Source organism: Streptomyces sp. NPDC051738, assembly GCF_044453205.1.
GTDB lineage: Bacteria > Actinomycetota > Actinomycetes > Streptomycetales > Streptomycetaceae > Streptomyces.
The window spans coordinates 258,105-275,509 of sequence record NZ_JBITCM010000012.1; the positions used below are offsets into that span (position 1 = coordinate 258,105).

Consider the following 17,405-nt stretch of genomic DNA (forward strand, 5'->3'; position numbering starts at 1 on the left):
GCCGCCGGGAAGAAGTCAGGACGCCCCCTGTCCCGATACCGACTGATTTCCTTCCCTTCCTTGTGAGTTCACGCCCACGGGGAATGCTCATCGGCATGTGTGATGACGACGCAAGACTCGGAAGACGGGCCCTGTTCGTGACGGGCGCCGCGGCCGCGCTTACGTTGGGAAGCGTGACCTTTGCGAGAGGGGCGGACGACATGCACGACGCCGAGACCCGCACGGTGCGCGGGACTCTGCCGCCCGGATCGCCCGACTTCGTGTACGTCCCCCTCGAAGTCCCCGACGGCGTCCGGGAGATCAAGGTCTCCTACACCTACGACCGTCCCTCCGTCCCCACCGGCACCCAGGGCAACGGCCTCGACATCGGCATCTTCGACCAGCGCGGCACCGAGCTCGGCGGCAAGGGCTTCCGGGGCTGGTCGGGCGGCGCGCGCACGGAGTTCTTCATCCGCGCCGACGACGCGACGCCGGGCTACATCCCCGGCAGGGTCGAGGAGGGCACCTGGCAGATCGCCCTCGGCCCCTACACGGTGGCCCCGCAGGGCCTCGCCTACGAGATCACGATCACGCTGACCTACGGCGAGCCGGGCGAGTTCGTCGAGCCGACGTATCCGCCGGAGCGGGCCAAGGGGCGGGGCCGCGCCTGGTACCGCGGCGACTGCCATCTGCACTCCTGGTACTCCGACGGCCGCCGCACCCCGGCGGAGATCGCGGCCCTCGCACGCGAGGCCGGCCTGGACTTCATCAACAGCTCCGAGCACAACACGCACTCCGCGCACCCGCACTGGGCCGACGTCGCGGGCGACGACCTGCTCGTGATGCTGGGCGAGGAGATCACCACGCGCAACGGCCACGTGGTGGCGCTGGGCGTCGAGCCGGGCACGTTCATCGACTGGCGCTACCGGGCGCGGGACAACCGCTTCGGCAAGTTCGCCCGGCAGGTCCGCAGGGCGGGCGGCCTGGTCGTCCCGGCCCACCCGCACGCCACCTGCGTCGGCTGCAACTGGAAGTTCGGCTTCGGCGAGGCGGACGCGATCGAGGTCTGGAACGGGCCGTACACGCCGGACGACGAGGTGTCGCTGGCCGACTGGGACAGCATGCTGGTGGCGTCGGTGCGCGAGAACGGCCGCGACTGGATCCCGGCGATGGGCAACAGCGACGCCCACCGCAGCCCCGACCCGGTCGGCTCCCCCCAGACCGTCGTCCTCGCCGACGACCTCACGCGCGAGGCGATCCAGGAGGGCATCCGGGCGGGCCGCTCGTACATCGCCGAGTCCAAGAACGTCTCCCTCACCTTCACGGCCTCGGGCGGCCGGGGCCGACAGGCGGGCATCGGCGGCCGGTTGGAGGTCGACCGGGACACCCCGGTGACGGTCCGCCTGGAAGCCACCGGTGCGCCCCGCTGCACCGTCCGCTTCGTCACCGACCAGGGCGTCCTGTTCACCAGCGCGCCGCTGCCGGTGTCGGGCTCGGGCGTCGTGGAGTGGCGTACGACGCCCTCGTACGCGGCGTACGTACGGGCGGAGTTGCGGCACGAGGCGGCGGTGGGGCCGTTGCCGGGGGCGCTGGCGGCGTTCACGAACCCGATCTTCCTGGGGCGTTCGTAGCGGACGCCGCGCGGAAAGCCCACTTCGCCGTGGATGATTCGCCGTGGATGATTCGCCGTGGATGAGCAGGGCACGGTCGAGATCGCCGCCTGGAGCGGTGACCGGGGCGGGACGTTTCTGTGCCGACCGGTCGGTATCGACATCCCGTCTCCGGACCGGTACAGATGGGACATGCGCATCTCCGTCACGATCTTCCTCACCGACGAGACCATCACCCCGATCCGGCTCGCCCGTGAGCTGGAGCAGCGCGGGTTCGCGGGGCTGTACCTGCCCGAGCACACCCACATCCCCGTCGAGCGGACCACCCCGTACCCGGCCGGCGGCGACCTGCCGCCCGAGTACGGCCGCACCCTCGACCCCTTCGTCGCCCTCGGCCAGGCGGCGGCCGTGACCGAGCGGCTCGGGCTGGGCACCGGCATCACGCTGGTCGCCCAGCACGACCCGATCGACCTGGCCAAGCAGATCGCGACCCTGGACCACCTGTCCGGCGGGCGGTTCACCCTCGGCCTCGGCTTCGGCTGGAACGTCGAGGAGGCCGCCGACCATGGCGTCGACTGGGCCACCCGCCGCGAACTCGTCCGGGACCGGATGGCCCTCATGCGGGCCCTGTGGACGGACGAACCCACCGCGCACGAGGGCGAGTTCGGCGCCGTACGCGCCAGTTTCGCCTATCCCAAACCGGCCCAGAAGCCTCGCGCACCCAAGGTGAACGGCCCCCGCACGCTCATCGGCGGAGCCGCCGGCCCGAAGCTCTTCGCGCACATCAGCGAGTACGCCGACGGATGGCTCCCCATCGGCGGCCGAGGATTGTCCGAAACCCTCCCTCGGCTGAGGGCCGCCTGGGCCGACGCGGGGCGCGACCCGAACGCCCTCCAGGTGGTGCCGTACGCCGTCTTCCCCAGTCCCGGCAAGCTCGCGCACTACGCGGAGTTGGGGATCGAGGAGGTCGTGGTCCAACTTCCGCCGCAAGGGGAGACGGAGGTTCTGCGCGCGCTGGACGAGTACGCCGAGTACATCTAAGCCAAGGGCAGGACCAACGCCCTAAGGGGCGCGGGGAACTGCGCGACCAGCCACAACGAGCCCGCACTCAGCAACGCAACGCACCACCCCCGGACCGTCTCCGAGCCCGCAGGCCCCGAACGTATGCTCAAGAAATGACGACTTCCGCGACCGGACCCGGCCCCACCGAGAACTCCCTGCGTCGCGCCCTCAAACGCGCCCGGGACGGCGTCGCGCTCGACGTCTCCGAGGCCGCCGTCCTGCTCCAGGCCCGCGGCGAGGCGCTCGACGACCTCGCCGCGTCCGCCGGCCGGGTGCGCGACGCGGGCCTCGAAGCCGCCGGCCGGCCCGGCGTCATCACGTACTCGAAGAGCGTCTTCATCCCCCTCACCCGGCTGTGCCGGGACAAGTGCCACTACTGCACCTTCGTCACCGTCCCCGGCAAGCTGCGCCGCGCCGGGCACGGGATGTTCATGTCGCCGGACGAGGTCCTCGACATCGCCCGCAAGGGCGCGGCCCTCGGCTGCAAGGAAGCCCTCATCACCCTCGGCGACAAGCCCGAGGACCGCTGGCCGGAGGCGCGCGAGTGGCTCGACGCGCACGGCTACGACGACACCATCGCCTACGTCCGCGCCATCTCCATCCGCATCCTGGAGGAGACCGGACTTCTCCCGCACCTCAACCCGGGCGTCATGTCCTGGACCGACTTCCAGCGCCTCAAGCCCGTGGCCCCGTCGATGGGCATGATGCTGGAGACAACGGCGACCCGCCTGTGGTCCGAGCCCGGCGGCCCGCACCACGGCTCCCCGGACAAGGAACCCGCCGTACGCCTGCGCGTACTGGAGGACGCGGGCCGCTCCTCCGTGCCCTTCACGTCCGGGATCCTGATCGGTATCGGCGAGACGTACGAGGAGCGGGCGGAGTCCCTCTTCGCGCTGCGCCGCGTCTCCCGGGCCTACCACGGCATCCAGGAACTGATCATCCAGAACTTCCGCGCCAAGCCGGACACCGCGATGCGCGGCATGCCGGACGCGGAACTCGACGAACTGGTCGCCACGGTGGCGGTGGCCAGGCTCATCATGGGCCCGAGCGCCTGCCTCCAGGCCCCGCCGAACCTGGTCGACTCCGAGTACGAGCGGCTCATCAGCGCCGGTATCGACGACTGGGGCGGGGTGTCGCCGCTCACCATCGACCACGTCAACCCCGAGCGGCCGTGGCCGCAGATCGAGGAGCTCGCCGAGCGGTCGGCCGCCGTCGGCTTCGAGCTGCGGGAACGTCTCTGCGTGTACCCGGAGTTCGTCCAGCGCGGCGAGCCCTGGCTGGACCCGCGGCTGCGTCCGCACGTCCGCGCGCTCGCCGATCCGCAGACGGGCCTGGCCCTGGCGGACGCGACCGTCGAGGGCCACCCGTGGCAGGAGCCGGAGGAGGCCTTCGAGGCGTCCGGCCGTACCGATCTGCACCGCACCATCGACACCGACGGCCGTACGTCCGACCGCCGCGACGACTTCGACGAGGTGTACGGCGACTGGGGCGCCCTGCGCGAGGCGGCCGCGCCCGGCATGGTGCCGCAGCGCATCGACACCGACGTCCGCCAGGCACTGCGCGTCGCCGCCGACGACCCGACCCGCCTGACCGACGACGAGGCGCTGGCGCTGCTGCACGCGGACGGCCCGGCGCTGGACGCGCTGTGCGCGGTGGCGGACGACGTCCGGAAATCGGCGGTCGGCGACGACGTCACGTACATCGTCACGCGGAACATCAACTTCACCAACGTCTGCTACACGGGCTGCCGTTTCTGTGCCTTCGCGCAGCGCAGGACGGACGCCGACGCCTACACCCTCTCCCTGGACCAGGTCGCCGACCGCGCCCAACAGGCCTGGGACGTGGGCGCGGTGGAGGTCTGCATGCAGGGCGGCATCCACCCGGACCTGCCCGGGACGGCGTACTTCGACATCGCGAAGGCGGTGAAGGAGCGGGTGCCGGGCATGCATGTGCACGCCTTCTCGCCCATGGAGGTCGTGAACGGCGCGACCCGCACCGGCATGTCCATCCGCGAGTGGCTGACGGCGGCGAAGGAAGCGGGCCTGGACTCCATCCCCGGGACCGCCGCCGAGATCCTCGACGACGAGGTCCGCTGGGTCCTGACCAAGGGCAAGCTGCCGACGGCGACGTGGATCGAGGTGATCACCACGGCGCACGAGGTCGGCCTGCGATCGTCCTCGACGATGATGTACGGCCATGTCGACCAGCCCCGTCACTGGCTCGGCCATCTGCGCACCCTGGCCGGCATCCAGCAACGCACCGGCGGCTTCACGGAGTTCGTGACCCTGCCGTTCATCCACACCAACGCGCCGGTCTACCTGGCCGGGATCGCCCGCCCCGGCCCTTCCGTCCGCGACAACCGCGCGGTGACGGCGATGGCCCGCCTCCTCCTCCACCCCCACATCCCCAACATCCAGACCAGCTGGGTGAAGCTGGGCACGGAGGGCGCGGCCGAGATGCTCCGCTCCGGCGCCAACGACCTGGGCGGCACGCTGATGGAGGAGACGATCTCGCGGATGGCGGGTTCGTCGTACGGCTCCTACAAGTCGGTACGCGACCTGGTGGCCGTCGCCGAGGCCGCGGGCCGCCCGGCCAAGCCCCGCACGACGCTGTACGGCGAGGTGCCGGAGGAACGGCAGCGGGCGGCGACGGCCTCGGACGGGCATCTGCCGGAGCTGTTGCCGGTGCTGGACTGAGGAGGACCCTCCGGCGGAGGTCGGTACGATGATCCGACCCCCGCTGGAGGGGTTCTGTAGCTTTCCGTAGCCGAGGAGATGCGTGCCCGTGCCTGCTTCCAAGGTCTGGGTGACCGGTCTGACGGTGGGCGCGATAGCCGCCGTCGCCGTCCTCGCCGTGCAGGCCCAGAAGGGGCCGCACCCGACGGCCGCGGCGGCCCGCCCGAGCGCGTCGGCGTCGGCGGGCGCGAGCCCCGCACCGACGAAGTCCGCGGAACCCGCCGTCGTGCCGGACGACTCGGGCACGGGACGGCGGATCGTCTACTCCCTCGGCCAGAAGCGGGTCTGGCTGGTCGACGCGAGCGACGCGGCCCGCCACACGTTCGCCGTCTGGCCCGGCACGGTGAGCCCGGACCCCGGCAGCTACACGGTGTCGTCCCGCAACGAGGCCACCACCGGCTCGGACGGCGTGGAGATCGAGAACATCGTCTACTTCGCCGCGAAGTCCGGCCTCTCCATAGCCTTCTCCAACGCCGTGGACGGCTCCTCGCCGCCGCCCGCCGAGGGCAAGCAGACCGGCGGGGTCCGGATGCGCGCGGCCGACGGGGCGGCGTTGTGGACGTTCGGGGAGACGGGTACGACCGTGGTCGTGGTCAAGTAGGTCTCCGCTGCATCCTTCGATGTAGGGCGGGTTCGGCTGTGCTCATGACGTTTCGGGCCGGTGCCGCCGAGACGATGGATGCATGACGCACACGGATACGACGGACGTGACGGTCCCGCGGGCATCGGAATCCGCGCAGCCCACCGGGCGCCGACTCCCTCTCCTCGACGTACTGCGCGGGGCGGCCATCCTGGGCACGCTCATGACGAACGTATGGATCTTCACCGGCCCCGGCGCGGAGTGGGGAGCCTTGCAGTCCGGGTCGGGCGAGCAGTCGCTCGGGTCGGTCGGGGGAGCCGTCGAGGGCGTCTTCAGTGTGCTGGCGAACGGCAAGTTCCTGTCGCTGCTGACGATCCTGTTCGGCGTCGGGCTGGCCATCCAGTACGCATCGGCGGCGCGGCGCGGGCAGCCATGGCCGGGGCGCTACCGGTGGCGGGCGCTGTTCCTGTTCGGCGAGGGCACGGTGCACTTCGTCCTGGTCTTCGCCTGGGACGTACTGATGGGCTACGCGGTCACCGCACTGCTCGTCGCCTGGCTGCTGACCCGCTCCGAGCGGGCGCAGCGGCGGGTGATGTGGTGGGCGGCGGGCGTGCATCTGACGGTGATCGGTCTGCTGACGGCCGCGCTGGCCCTTGCGGACAACGGCGGCGGCACCGTCTCACGGGACGTCGTCGACCTGTACGCGCACGGCGGCTACCCGGACCAGATCGCCTTCCGCCTGCAGAACGCGATCGCCCTGCGCATGGAACCGGTCCTCACCTTCTTCCTCCTGCTCTTCCTCTTCCTGCTGGGCGTACGGCTGTTCCGCGCGGGGGCGTTCGGCGCGGACGAGACGGGGCGCCGGCTGCGCTCCCGCCTGCTCGCCTGGGGCATCGGCCTCGGGCTGCCGCTCAACGCGGCGGCGGTACTGGCCGGCCCGGACCTGTTCCTGCTGGCCCGCTACGGAACCGCCCCGCTGCTGGCCCTCGGGTACATCGGGCTGATCGGTGCCGTGGTGGACCGGGTACGGCGGCCGGGCCCGCTGATGACGGGCCTGACCTCCGTCGGCCGGACCGCCCTGTCCGGCTACGTCCTGCAGAACGTGCTGTGCGTGCTGATCTCGTACGGCATCGGGCTGGGCCTCGCGCAGCGGTTCGGCGACACCGGCCCGTGGTGGCCGTGGTGGGTGGTGGGTCTGTGGATCACGGTCTGCGCGGTGCTGATGGTGGGCTCCACGCTGTGGCTGCGGCGGTTCTCGGCAGGGCCCCTGGAGTCGGTCCAGAAATGGGCCCTGCGTCACTGATCCACTGATCCGCTGATGCTGATCCGCGTCAGGCGTCGGCCTGCCGTCCCTGCCCGAAGGGCAGGTGGTTGACGATCAGCACGATCCCGCTGAACAGGAACACCCGGGTCGCCGCGTCGAGCCCGTTCCAGTCCCCGGACTGCCACATCGAGAACCACTCCCCGCCGATCGCGATGAACCCGCCGCCGAAGAGCAGCATGAGCATCAGCAGGCCATAGGTCGAGAAGCGGCGGGCGCGGGCGTCGTCGCGGCGGAACCAGAGCCAGGTGCCGTATATGAGCACGAGGGCGGCGACGGTCTCCCAGACGATGATGGCGACGTACGCCGTGTCCTGAAGTCCCTTACTGGTGATGGCTCTCCACATCAGGTCGTCGTCCTTGAACGTGGTGTCCATCGCCAGGACATGCTGCACGAACTGCTGGTTCGTCCCGAAGTCGGTGATGTTCCCGAAGGCGACGAGGGTGATGTAGAGGGCGACGGTCGCCGTGAGGAGGGTGGCGGCGAGGTGGAGGGCGGTGCGTGGGGGTGTCTTAGGCATGGTGGTCATCTTCCCTGTGAAGGCGTTGTGTTCGGAACGCATTGAGCCAGTTCGGCAGGGACTTGGCACAGGGGAGCGGTGGGGGCCGGGGTCGGCGTCGGCAGATCTCCTTCCGGGCGACGCACGTCGGTCAGGTCCGCTCCGTCCAGTTTCACGTCCGTCAGGTCCGCTTCCCGTAGGTCCGTCTTGTGGAGAGAGGCGTTGCGCAGGTCCGCCTTCTCCAGGTCGGTGGATGTCAACTGGGCGGAATCCAGGCGCGCGTTGGACAGGTTCGTCTCGAACAGGACCGCGTCGTTGAGCACGGCACCGCCCAGGTTCGCGCCGGTCAGGTCGGCACCTGTCAGGAGCGTCCCCTTCAGCGAGGCGCCATGAAGGTCCGCGTCGGACAGGGTCGTGCCTTCCAGGTTTCCGTGCGAGAGGACCGCGCCCGCGAGGTTCGCCCGGCTCAGGTCGGCCCCGTGCAGATCGACGCCGGCCAGCTGGACGCCTCTGAGGTCGATGGGGCGGTCCCCGTCGTGGGCGGGGTCGCGCTGGCCGAGCACGGACAGCGCCGCCTGGATGTCCGGGGCCTTCTCGGTCCTGGAGGGCTTCTTGGTGGCGTGGGCGCGGATGTACTCGGACAGCGCGTAGATCACGGCCGGCTGCTGCCGGGGAGAGTCCTCCATGATGCCCTGGAGGGAGAAGATCGCACCTCTGCGGATGTTGGCGGAGCCGGCGTCCAACCGCTCCATGGCCTTGTCGTATCGGTCCGCGATCTGCCCCTGCTCGGAGATGCTCAGCTCCTCGGACACCTGCGCCACGGACACCCAGGTGAAGACGAGTGTGGCGACCGCCGCGATCCCGGGGAGCATCATCGCGACGAAACCCGCCCGCTGTCCCCACCCGCCCGCCTCCGCGGGTATTGCGGCTGCCGTCGCCGACCCGACACCGGTCCAGTTCCGCCCCGGCGCCCTGCGGCGATGTCCCGGGCGACGCGCTCCCAGCGGAGCTCCGAGGGGTTGCCCGCTCTGTCGACGAGCCCGCGCACGGCGGTCCGCGATCCTCCGAAGCTGCCGGCTCCGTGCCCCCGCCCGCGGTATGCCTCTGGTCATGGGTGCCATTTCAACCGACAGTGGCCTGAGGGACAAAGGAGATCCGCCGGGTTCACACGAGCCCCACCCATCAGGCCCGTTCGGGGAGTTGGGCCAGAATGAGGGGAGTCGGTCGGCGGGGGAGAGGGGACGCGGTATGGCGCAGGCGCGGCCGTCGATGCAGGAGCTGATCCGGCAGCGTATGCGGGCCGGGTTTGTGGGGCGGAGTGACGAACGGGCCGCGTTCCGGGCGAACTTCGACCTGCCGCCGGAGGACGATCGTCATCGGTTCCTGTTTCATGTGCACGGCAATGCGGGCGTCGGCAAGACGTTCCTGGTCCGGGAGATGGAGCAAGTCGCCCGGGAACGCAAGGCGTTGACGGCATATGTCGACGAGGGCGTGGGCAGCGTGCCGGAGGCGCTGGTGGAGATATGCCGCCAGCTCGGCGCGCAGGGCCGTCGGTTCAAGGAGCTGGAACGTTTGCTGGCCGCATACCGGGAGCGGCGTCACGAGGCGGAGTCGGCGGCGCTCGCCCCCTCGGAGCCCGAGTCGGCAGGCCCGTCGGCTGGCGGCATGGTGGTCGCGCGGGCAGGGCTGGCGGGGCTGGGGATGGTGCCGGGGGTCGGTGCCTTCGCCGGCGCGCTCGACGCGGAACGGCTCGCCGAGGGCGCCGATCGGCTGCGGGCGGGTCTCAGCGCGCGGTTCCGCAACCATGAGGACGTACAGCTGGTGCTGTCGCCGGAGCGCGTGCTGACCCCCGTCCTGCTGGGAGAGCTCTCGGAGGCCGCGTCCGCGGCGCCGTGGATCGTCCTGTTCTTCGACACGTACGAGCGGACCGGACCGATCCTCGATGGCTGGCTGCGCGAGGTGATGACCACCGACCGGTACGGTGCGCTGCCTGCCACGGTCGTCGTGGTGACGGCCGGACAGTTCCCCCTCGCCCCGGCCCGCTGGGGAGTCTTCGCCGACTTCATGACCGACGTGCCCCTCGGCCCGTTCACGGAGGCCGAGGCGCGGGGGCTGCTCGCGGCCAGGGGCGTCGTGGAGGAGCCGGTCGTGGAGGAGGTGCTGCGGCTCACGGGCGGACTGCCGGTGCTGGTGTCGACCCTTGCGGAGGCGCGGCCCGCCGACCCGGAGGACGTGGGCGACCCCAGCGCCACGGCCGTCGAACGCTTCCTGAAGTGGGAGCAGGATCCCGCGCGCCGCGCGGTGGCACTCGCCTGCGCGCTGCCCCGCCGCCTCGACCTGGACGTGTTCCGCGCGGCCGTGGAAGCAGCCGTGGACCGTCCGGACGACGAGGCCGACGCGCTCTTCGCCTGGCTGCGCGGACTCCCCTTCGTGGACGACCGCGGCGACCGCCTCCGCTACCACGACCTGGTACGCGAGCCGATGCTCCGCCTCCAGCACCGCCGCTCCCCGCGCGGCTGGACCGAGCGCCACGAGCGCCTCGCGGACGTCTTGGGCCGCTGGCGCGAGGAGGCGGCGAGCGACCTGCGCTCCGACGAACTGTGGGAGCACGAGCCGTGGCGCGAGCTGCGGCTGGAGGAGACGTACCACCGACTGTGCGCCCGCCCGCACGCGGCACTCGGCGACGCGCTGCGCGACCTGGCCGAGGCCTGCTACGAGGATCAAGTCGTCGGCCGCCGCTGGGCCCGCATGCTGGAGGACGCAGCCGACGCCACGGACGACCCGGCGCTGCGCGACTGGTCCGGCCGGTTGCACGAGGCGCTCGCGGACGACACGTCCGGGGTGACCGGGGCGATGACCCTGCTCCTGGCCCATCCCGGCCTGGACCACGGCGGCCGTGCCATGGCGCACGTCGTGCTCGGCAGGGAGCTGCGGCTGGCCGGAGAGTACCGGCGGGCGCTGACCGAGTACGACCGGGCCATCGAGTTCGCCCCGGAGCTGGCCGTCGCCCACTACGGCCGTGGCTTCATCCACTGGTGTCTGGACGACTACCCGGCGGCACTGGCCGACCTGGACCGGGCGGACTCACTGGCCCCTGACACGGACTGGATCCTCGCGAAGCGCGGGGACACCAACCGGCTCGCGGGCCGGTACGAGGAGGCCGTCACCGACTTCGACCGGGCCATCGCGCTGTCCCCGGCCGACGCCGACGCTCTGACCAACCGGGCCGTGTGCCGACAGGCGCTCGGGCAGCACGATGCCGCACTCACGGACTTCGATCAGGCCCTGAGTCTCGACGAGGGCCAGCTGTGGGCGCTTGTGCGCAGGGCGCGTCTGCACCGAGTGATGGGGGAACGCGACAAGGCGTTCGCCGATCTGGACCGGGCTGTCCGTACCGTGCCCGACTCCGCCTGGGTGGCGTCGGAACGGGGTGACGCCTATCGCCTTGCGGGCCGGCACGAGGAAGCCGTCGTGGAACTCGGCCGGGCGCTCTCCCTCGAAGCCGACTACCCCTCGGCTCTGGCGAGCCGTGGAATGTCCCTCCACGAGCTGGGCCGTAGCGAGGAGGCGCTGAGCGATCTCGACCGTGCCGTCGAGTTGGAGCCGGACTATTCCTGGGCACTGATCATGCGCGCTCACGTGAGGCGCCGGTTGGACGACCAGGAGGGCATGGCCGAGGATCTGCGCCGAGCCGTCGAAGTGGATCCGGACGGCAGCAGGGTTGTTGTGGGGGAGACGTACCGGGTTGCGGGCTGCTACGAGGAGGCGATTGCGGTCCTCAACGGCGCACTGGAACGCGATCCGGACGACAGCAGAGCGCTCGCGCAATTGGGAGCGGTCCATCTGGCCCTGAAGGCCTACCGTGAGGCTCTCCGGCATCTGGACCGCGGGCTGGCGGTGCGCCCTGACGACGGTTGGGCCTACGGGCAGCGTGCGCGAGTCCACCTGGCGACCGGGTGCGTTGAAGAGGCTCTGGCCGACTGGGACCGGTGCGTCACCCTGGGGTCGGACGTGGACTGGGCCCGCTACAAGGTCATAGAGACGTTGCTGCAATGCGGTAAATGGGACGAGGCCCTGGCCTGGCTGGCGGACGCGGACCGGGTGGCGCCGCCGATCGCCGGCCTGGACTACTTGCGGGCCGAGGCCTTCCGGCTCGCGGGACAGTGGGCGCGGGCTCGGGAGTTCGCCGAGCGGACGCGCGCAGGGAACGCGATCGGGGGCACCTACCAATTGGCGTTGATCGACGGCAGAACTCTGGGACTGAAGGCCGCGGAGCCCCTGTGGCGTGAGCTGGCACGCTCACTTAAGGCGGCCGAACTGGACGCGGAGGCACGTGCGATGGGGCGGTGCATCATCGGCTGGGCCCTCATCGACTGGACCGAAGCGGACCGGGCACTGGCGGAAGTCCTGGCGGCAGCGCCTGACTGGGATGACCTGGCGGAACTCGCCACCATCCTGACCGAACTCCTGCACAGCCCCGACGCGGACCGAGCCCGCATCGCCCCCCGTCTGGCGACGGTGACGGCGGCGCGGGACGCCGTTCGGGCCCGCTACGCGGTGTAGGCCTCGACGAACGCCGACCAGGCGTGGTCCGCGAACGCGAGCCGTGCGCCGTCCTTGTCCTTGGAGTCGCGGACGTGGACGGTGGGGTTAGCCGGGGATATGGCGACCTCGACGCAGTCGGGCTCGTTCGCACCGCTGTAGCTGCTCTTGAACCATGTCAACGTGGAAGAGGTCATGTCTCTTCTCCCAGAACTTTCTCGATGAACGCCAGCGACTCCCGGGGCGAGAGGGCCTGCGCCCGGATCATCCCATAGCGCATGTCAAGGATTTGAGCTTCCCGTGGATCGCTGATCACCTGGTTGTGCAGCTCGCCTGCCGCGTACCCCAACGTCTTGCCGTCCTGCAGCTTCAGGACACGGAAGGATCCGCTTACGCCTGCGTGGTCCTGGCGTTCCGTGGGCATCACCTGTAGGTCCACGTGTGGCAACTTGCCCACTTCCAACAGGTGTTCAAGCTGTCGTCGTAGCACCATCCTTCCGCCGACAGGCCGCCGTAGTGACACCTCTTCTTGGACGAAAGTGAGTAACGGCCGGGGCACCCGCTCGAAGGCGATCTTGCGCGCCATCCGCCCGGACACAAGGCGATCGATTTCCCCTTCCGTGTACGGGGGCCGCCGATTCTCGTACAACGCCTGGGCGTACTCCGGGGTCTGGAGCAGTCCGTGGATACGAAGCGTGGTGTACGCCCCCATCTCGATGGGTTTATCCTCCAGATCCTTCAGATCCCTTACCTTCTTCGGATACCGGGCCTCCTCCAGGTCCTCCTTGAACGCGGAGAGCTTTCCGCCCGCCCCGAGCACGTCGTCGGAGTTGTCCAGGAAGTCGGGCTTCGGCGCCCTCCGGCCCCGCTCCACCGACGAGACCATCTCCCCGCTGTATCCGATCGCCGCCCGGAGTTCCGGCTGCTTCATCCCGGCGGCCTCGCGCCACAACTTGATCTGCCTGCCGACCGACTTGAGTATGGCCGTGGCTTCCTCGTCCTCCACCGCTGTCCCTCCCGATGTACGAGCCGTACGCCCCCGAGACGCATCCGGACAGCCACGCTCCGTACCGGGGTCGTTGCTGTTCAGCGTAGGAACGACTGGCCACGCTGGGTGACATGACCCCGAATTCCCTCCCTCAAGTCACCTCATCCACGCACCTCTTCACGGTTCAGTTGTCCGCAACTCGAAGAGGTGCTCGACTCGCGCGCCTGCTCGCCGAGCGCCAACTCGACGACTGGGGAGCCCCCTTCGAGGGTGCGCTGCATGTCGTGGCGGAGCTCTCGTCCAACGCCGTATTCCACGGCCGTGTCCCAGGGCGGGACTTCCGGCTCGGGCTGAAGCTGCACACCGACGGCACCCTCCGCATCGAGGTGACCGACGCCCGGGGCGACCGGATCCCGCAGGTCCGGGACGCGGTGGCCGGTGATGCGGAGTCGGGGCGAGGGTTGCTGATCGTGGCGGCGTACGCGGACCGTTGGGGCGTCGACGCGGCTCCGGCCAACTGCAAGGTGGTGTGGGCCGAACTGACACCGGATCGCGGGGAGTCGTGACCCGGCCGCTCCCGACGCCAAAAACCAAAGAACCGGGAAAAAGAACCAACCCGCCCCCACCGCCCCCGTCGATCACCCGCAGGAGTGAACATCGCCAACTCGGCTGGCGCGCAGAGGTTTCGGTGGTGCAGCGTCAGCCGCAGACAACCGCACACATGAATCGGCCCTCGCCGGGACTGGCATCCCAATGCGAGGGCCTAACACCAGGAAGAAAGCACCTTCCCGATGACTGAACAGCAGCCTAGCGCGCCCACGCGCGCCCAGTCCGGCCCTTCCGCCGGAGGCGTCGAGCACGTCACCGAACCCCACCACGACCAGTTCGTCGTGGTCGGAAACCACCTCGCCCAGCACCCGGAGCTGTCCCTGACGGCGATCGGTCTGGCGGTCCACATCCAGTCGCTGCCCGCGAGGGCCTCGATCGGGATCAAGGCGCTGGCCGCGAAGTTCCCCGAGGGGGAGATCCGGATCGCCGCCGCCCTGCGGGAGCTGGAGGCGCACGGATATCTGGCTCGCACCAAGGAGCGTCTTCAATCGGGCCGAGTCGTGACCCGGACGATCTCGTACAACAAACCGCGGCTCGCGGTGGCCCGAGCGGTCGCGGAGCCCGCGCCACGGCCGACACCGCCGCCAAGCCCGCAGACTCCTGCCGCGCCCCGCACCGCCGTTGATCTCCTTGCCGGGTTGCGTGCGTACGACTCCCGCCTGCTGCTGGCCGAACGGGACGTTCACCGCCTGGCACCAGCGGTCTCCGCCTGGCTGGAGAGGGGCGTTCCGCCCACCGCCGTGCAGCGGACCCTGACGAACGGCCTGCCGAAGGACCCCATCCTGCATCCAGCGGCATTCCTCGCCCACCGCCTCGAAGCGCTGCTGCCGCCGTCCCTCCCGGCCCCGGCGCCCCGCCCGAGCCCCATCCGCGCGGACCCACTGCAGACCTGCGACGGCTGCGACCGTGCCTTCCGCGCACCGACACCGGGCCGATGCCGCGACTGCCGTACGTCCCGCACCGCGGCGTAGAGACCCGGAAGCGCCCCCCGTGACAAGCCCCGCGCACGCATCGCGCCACCGACTCCGCCAGTACCGTACGAGGACCGAGCCACCCGCACCGGAGGTCGCCGTGAGCGCCCAGACCGACGGCCCGTACGGACCGCTGATCCCCATGCCCGAGCTGACCCCGGACGCGCTGAGGGCTGCCGTCGCGCGCATCGCGCCGAGCCGGATCCCCGCCCTCACACAACACCTCTTCGAGGCCACGACGAACGCCCAGCAGACACAGAGCCTCGCCCCGCTGCGAGCCTTCGTGCACTCGTGGGTCGTGTTCGTGGCGATCGAACGGCACCCGGAACGAGCTGCGCGGCTGCGTGAGCTGGAGCGGATCGTGGACGCGGGGGAGCAGGACCCTGTGGAGACCGTGGCCGAGATCCGTGTGATCCGGGAGGCTGCTGAGGAAGCTGCAATGTCACCTGGTATGGGTGATAGCTGACCACTCGGGACCACTTCGGTCACACCTCGCATACCGATCTGTCCCCTCAACCGTTCGTCCCCGGTCGATTACAGTGACGAACGGTCGAACGGGCAGACGGCTTCGCGGGGAGGTCTTGGTGGGTGCGACTGTCGGCGCCGTCTGGGGCCGTACCGAGCAGCAGGACTTCCGTAGCCGGGTGCGTGGCACGCTGCTCGGGGCGGCCGTCGGGGATGCCCTCGGCGCACCGGTCGACGGGCTTGCGCTGGAGGAGATCCAGGAGCAGTACGGCGCCGAGGGCCTGGTCGATCTCGGGTTCGGGTACGGGCGGCGCGGTGCCGTGAGTCATCTCACGCAGCTCACGCTCTTCTCCGTGGACGGGTTGATAAGAGCCCAGGTCAGACGGGACACCGGCGCCTGGCATCCGCCGACCGACGTGCACCGGGCGTATCTGCGCTGGGCCGCCACGCAGCGCGACTGGGGACCCGACGAGCGCCGTAAGGACGACGGGTGGCTGGCGCGTGAGGAGTGGCTGTACGCCCGCCGGGATCCGACCCGCGCGCTGCTGCTCGGCCTCGGCGACGAGACCATGGGCACGCTGGAGGCCCCCAAGAACTCCGCCGAGCTCGGGCCCGAGGCCGTCGCCCGGTCCGCGCCCTTCGGGCTCCTCGTCGGCTGGGAGCCGCAGCTCGTCGTCCAGCTCGCCGTGGAGTGCGCGACGCAGACCCACGGCCACCCCGTCGCCCACCTGTCGGCGGGCGCGTACGCCGTGATCGTGCACGGGCTGGCCTGCGGAGAGAGCCTCGACGGGGCCGTGCAGCGAGCCCGCGCCCTGCTCGCCCTGCGGCCCGGGCACGAGCCCGTGTCGGACGCGCTGCAGCATGCGCTGGGCGCCGTACGGCAGGGCATGCCCACCCCGGCGCGGGTGGAGGAGCTCGCCGCCGACGGCTCGGCGGACGGGCTGCTCGCGGCCGCCGTGTACTGCGCCCTGGTCGGCGAGGACGTCCGTCACGGACTGTGCCTCGCCGTGAACCACGACGGCCCCTCCGCCGCCGCGGGCGCCCTCACCGGCGGCCTGCTCGGCGCCCTGCACGGCGAGACGGCCCTGCCCCCCGCCTGGCTGGCCGAACTGGAGGGCCGCCCCACGATCCTCGAACTCGCCGACGACTTCGCCATGGAGATGACCCAGGGGCCGGCACTGCACGGGCCGGGGGGTTCGTCCCCGGGGTGGCTGGCCAGATATCCGCGGGCCTAGGGGGATGGTGGGGGCGATGGGGAACAAGGTCGTACGGGCCGCCATATGGCTCGTGCTGTCTGTCGTGGCTCTCGGCGTGGGAGTGGCGATGGCCTTCGAGATCCGCGGAGCGCTGGAGCGGGAGCGGGAGTTCCGTGCCGCGCCGAGGTGCGCCTCCGTCCCGGTGAAGGCCTCGGGGTGTCTGTGGGAGCAGGACTTCACCGTGCGGAAGGCCGATCTGAACCGCGGTAGGAGGAACGGGGGGCCGGAGGCGGAGCTGCTGCTGCCGACCGGCAAACCGTGGGGAGTGACGTTCCCGGACACGGATCCGGTGGTGTCGGAGATGGCGCCGGGCGAGAAGGTCGTCGGTCTGATCTGGCACGGGCGGGTCGTCGAGGTCCGGGACGCTGACGGACGGCGGCAGCAGACCTCGTCCGGGCCCGTCGGGTGGCCCGAGGACCGCCTCGGCGGTGCGCTCGCCTGTATCTCGTTCGGCCTGATCGCCCTGATCGGATCGCTGTGGCGGTTCCTCGCACGCGGCAACCGGCGGCGCGCGAAAGCGGCGACCGTGGTGCGGTGGCACGGCGTCGGGATCGGGGCGGCAGCCATCGTGGCGCTCTGGGCGCAGTCGGCCAACGACTGGCCGATGTGGGCGATCCCGGCGCTCTGGGGGTCGCTCGCGCTGCTCCTCCTGGCGTGCATGGTGGCTTTCGTCATCGCCGCCCTGCGCGGCGACCTGGACGACGACGCACCGTCCGAGCCGCTCGTGGCCCAGCCCTGAACCCGTTCGCCGCCACCCTTCGTGTCCGGCCCGCGACGTGACCGAGGCG

15 protein-coding genes are annotated in these 17,405 nt (G+C 70.8%); 11 read left to right on the forward strand and 4 right to left on the reverse strand.

Annotated elements, in window-relative coordinates:
• Positions 1 to 95 precede the first annotated feature (95 nt).
• The 5 genes from ACIA8X_RS27850 to ACIA8X_RS27870 all read left to right on the forward strand — a co-directional run bounded on the left by ACIA8X_RS27850 (position 96) and on the right by ACIA8X_RS27870 (position 7,269).
• The gene (locus ACIA8X_RS27850) at positions 96 to 1,610 is read left to right on the forward strand and encodes a CehA/McbA family metallohydrolase (RefSeq protein ID WP_399459364.1); all 1,515 of its coding nucleotides are present in this window, start codon (positions 96 to 98) and stop codon (positions 1,608 to 1,610) included.
• Positions 1,611 to 1,781: 171 nt separating this feature from the next.
• The gene (locus tag ACIA8X_RS27855) at positions 1,782 to 2,630 is read left to right on the forward strand and encodes an LLM class F420-dependent oxidoreductase (RefSeq protein ID WP_393455539.1); all 849 of its coding nucleotides are present in this window, start codon (positions 1,782 to 1,784) and stop codon (positions 2,628 to 2,630) included.
• Between the two features lie 134 nt (positions 2,631 to 2,764).
• Positions 2,765 to 5,347, forward strand: coding sequence for a bifunctional FO biosynthesis protein CofGH (locus ACIA8X_RS27860; protein ID WP_393454794.1), 2,583 nt, complete (start codon positions 2,765 to 2,767; stop codon positions 5,345 to 5,347).
• A gap of 88 nt (positions 5,348 to 5,435) precedes the next feature.
• The gene (locus ACIA8X_RS27865; RefSeq protein ID WP_393454797.1) at positions 5,436 to 5,987 is read left to right on the forward strand and encodes a hypothetical protein; all 552 of its coding nucleotides are present in this window, start codon (positions 5,436 to 5,438) and stop codon (positions 5,985 to 5,987) included.
• An 82-nt stretch (positions 5,988 to 6,069) separates the two neighbouring features.
• On the forward strand, positions 6,070 to 7,269 hold the full coding sequence (locus ACIA8X_RS27870) for a DUF418 domain-containing protein (RefSeq protein ID WP_399459365.1): 1,200 nt from the start codon (positions 6,070 to 6,072) through the stop codon (positions 7,267 to 7,269).
• Positions 7,270 to 7,297: 28 nt separating this feature from the next.
• On the opposite strand, the gene ACIA8X_RS27875 is transcribed toward ACIA8X_RS27870, so the two are convergent.
• Together ACIA8X_RS27875 and ACIA8X_RS27880 are read right to left on the reverse strand one after the other, a co-directional pair.
• The gene (locus tag ACIA8X_RS27875) at positions 7,298 to 7,807 is read right to left on the reverse strand and encodes a DUF2165 domain-containing protein (protein WP_399459366.1); all 510 of its coding nucleotides are present in this window, start codon (positions 7,805 to 7,807) and stop codon (positions 7,298 to 7,300) included.
• 5 nt (positions 7,808 to 7,812) lie between these two features.
• Positions 7,813 to 8,661, reverse strand: a complete 849-nt coding sequence (locus ACIA8X_RS27880) for a pentapeptide repeat-containing protein (protein ID WP_399459367.1) — start codon at positions 8,659 to 8,661, stop codon at positions 7,813 to 7,815.
• Positions 8,662 to 9,034: 373 nt separating this feature from the next.
• Between ACIA8X_RS27880 and ACIA8X_RS27885 the strand changes: the two genes are divergently transcribed.
• Positions 9,035 to 12,349, forward strand: a complete 3,315-nt coding sequence (locus ACIA8X_RS27885) for a tetratricopeptide repeat protein (protein ID WP_399459368.1) — start codon at positions 9,035 to 9,037, stop codon at positions 12,347 to 12,349.
• Here the strand turns inward: ACIA8X_RS27885 and ACIA8X_RS27890 are convergent.
• On the reverse strand, positions 12,337 to 12,525 hold the full coding sequence (locus ACIA8X_RS27890) for a DUF397 domain-containing protein (protein WP_393454812.1): 189 nt from the start codon (positions 12,523 to 12,525) through the stop codon (positions 12,337 to 12,339). The two genes, ACIA8X_RS27885 and ACIA8X_RS27890, sit on opposite strands and share 13 nt — an antisense overlap.
• A complete protein-coding gene (locus tag ACIA8X_RS27895; protein ID WP_399459369.1) occupies positions 12,522 to 13,334 on the reverse strand; it encodes a helix-turn-helix domain-containing protein in 813 nt (270 codons plus the stop codon). The genes ACIA8X_RS27890 and ACIA8X_RS27895 overlap by 4 nt, the downstream gene beginning before the upstream one ends.
• 113 nt (positions 13,335 to 13,447) lie before the next feature.
• On the opposite strand from ACIA8X_RS27895, the gene ACIA8X_RS27900 reads away from it, so the two are divergent.
• From ACIA8X_RS27900 to ACIA8X_RS27920, 5 genes are all read left to right on the forward strand, one after another.
• The gene (locus ACIA8X_RS27900) at positions 13,448 to 13,882 is read left to right on the forward strand and encodes an ATP-binding protein (protein ID WP_393454815.1); all 435 of its coding nucleotides are present in this window, start codon (positions 13,448 to 13,450) and stop codon (positions 13,880 to 13,882) included.
• Between the two features lie 225 nt (positions 13,883 to 14,107).
• On the forward strand, positions 14,108 to 14,896 hold the full coding sequence (locus ACIA8X_RS27905) for a helix-turn-helix domain-containing protein (protein WP_393454818.1): 789 nt from the start codon (positions 14,108 to 14,110) through the stop codon (positions 14,894 to 14,896).
• A gap of 100 nt (positions 14,897 to 14,996) precedes the next feature.
• Positions 14,997 to 15,362, forward strand: coding sequence for a DUF6247 family protein (locus ACIA8X_RS27910; protein WP_399459370.1), 366 nt, complete (start codon positions 14,997 to 14,999; stop codon positions 15,360 to 15,362).
• A 118-nt stretch (positions 15,363 to 15,480) separates the two neighbouring features.
• Complete coding sequence (locus tag ACIA8X_RS27915; protein ID WP_399459371.1) at positions 15,481 to 16,596, forward strand: ADP-ribosylglycohydrolase family protein; 1,116 nt, start codon at positions 15,481 to 15,483, stop codon at positions 16,594 to 16,596.
• Between the two features lie 16 nt (positions 16,597 to 16,612).
• The gene (locus tag ACIA8X_RS27920) at positions 16,613 to 17,356 is read left to right on the forward strand and encodes a hypothetical protein (RefSeq protein WP_399459372.1); all 744 of its coding nucleotides are present in this window, start codon (positions 16,613 to 16,615) and stop codon (positions 17,354 to 17,356) included.
• Positions 17,357 to 17,405: the final 49 nt, after the last annotated feature.

Coding starts and splice junctions, on each gene's coding strand:
- ACIA8X_RS27850 (WP_399459364.1), top strand. CDS start 96: ATGTGTGATGACGACGCAAGACTCGGAAGACGGGCCCTGTTCGTGACG.
- ACIA8X_RS27860 (WP_393454794.1), top strand. CDS start 2,765: ATGACGACTTCCGCGACCGGACCCGGCCCCACCGAGAACTCCCTGCGT.
- ACIA8X_RS27905 (WP_393454818.1), top strand. CDS start 14,108: ATGACTGAACAGCAGCCTAGCGCGCCCACGCGCGCCCAGTCCGGCCCT.
- ACIA8X_RS27875 (WP_399459366.1), bottom strand. CDS start 7,807: ATGCCTAAGACACCCCCACGCACCGCCCTCCACCTCGCCGCCACCCTC.
- ACIA8X_RS27890 (WP_393454812.1), bottom strand. CDS start 12,525: ATGACCTCTTCCACGTTGACATGGTTCAAGAGCAGCTACAGCGGTGCG.
- ACIA8X_RS27920 (WP_399459372.1), top strand. CDS start 16,613: ATGGGGAACAAGGTCGTACGGGCCGCCATATGGCTCGTGCTGTCTGTC.
- ACIA8X_RS27855 (WP_393455539.1), top strand. CDS start 1,782: ATGCGCATCTCCGTCACGATCTTCCTCACCGACGAGACCATCACCCCG.
- ACIA8X_RS27880 (WP_399459367.1), bottom strand. CDS start 8,661: ATGATGCTCCCCGGGATCGCGGCGGTCGCCACACTCGTCTTCACCTGG.
- ACIA8X_RS27885 (WP_399459368.1), top strand. CDS start 9,035: ATGGCGCAGGCGCGGCCGTCGATGCAGGAGCTGATCCGGCAGCGTATG.
- ACIA8X_RS27870 (WP_399459365.1), top strand. CDS start 6,070: ATGACGCACACGGATACGACGGACGTGACGGTCCCGCGGGCATCGGAA.
- ACIA8X_RS27900 (WP_393454815.1), top strand. CDS start 13,448: ATGACCCCGAATTCCCTCCCTCAAGTCACCTCATCCACGCACCTCTTC.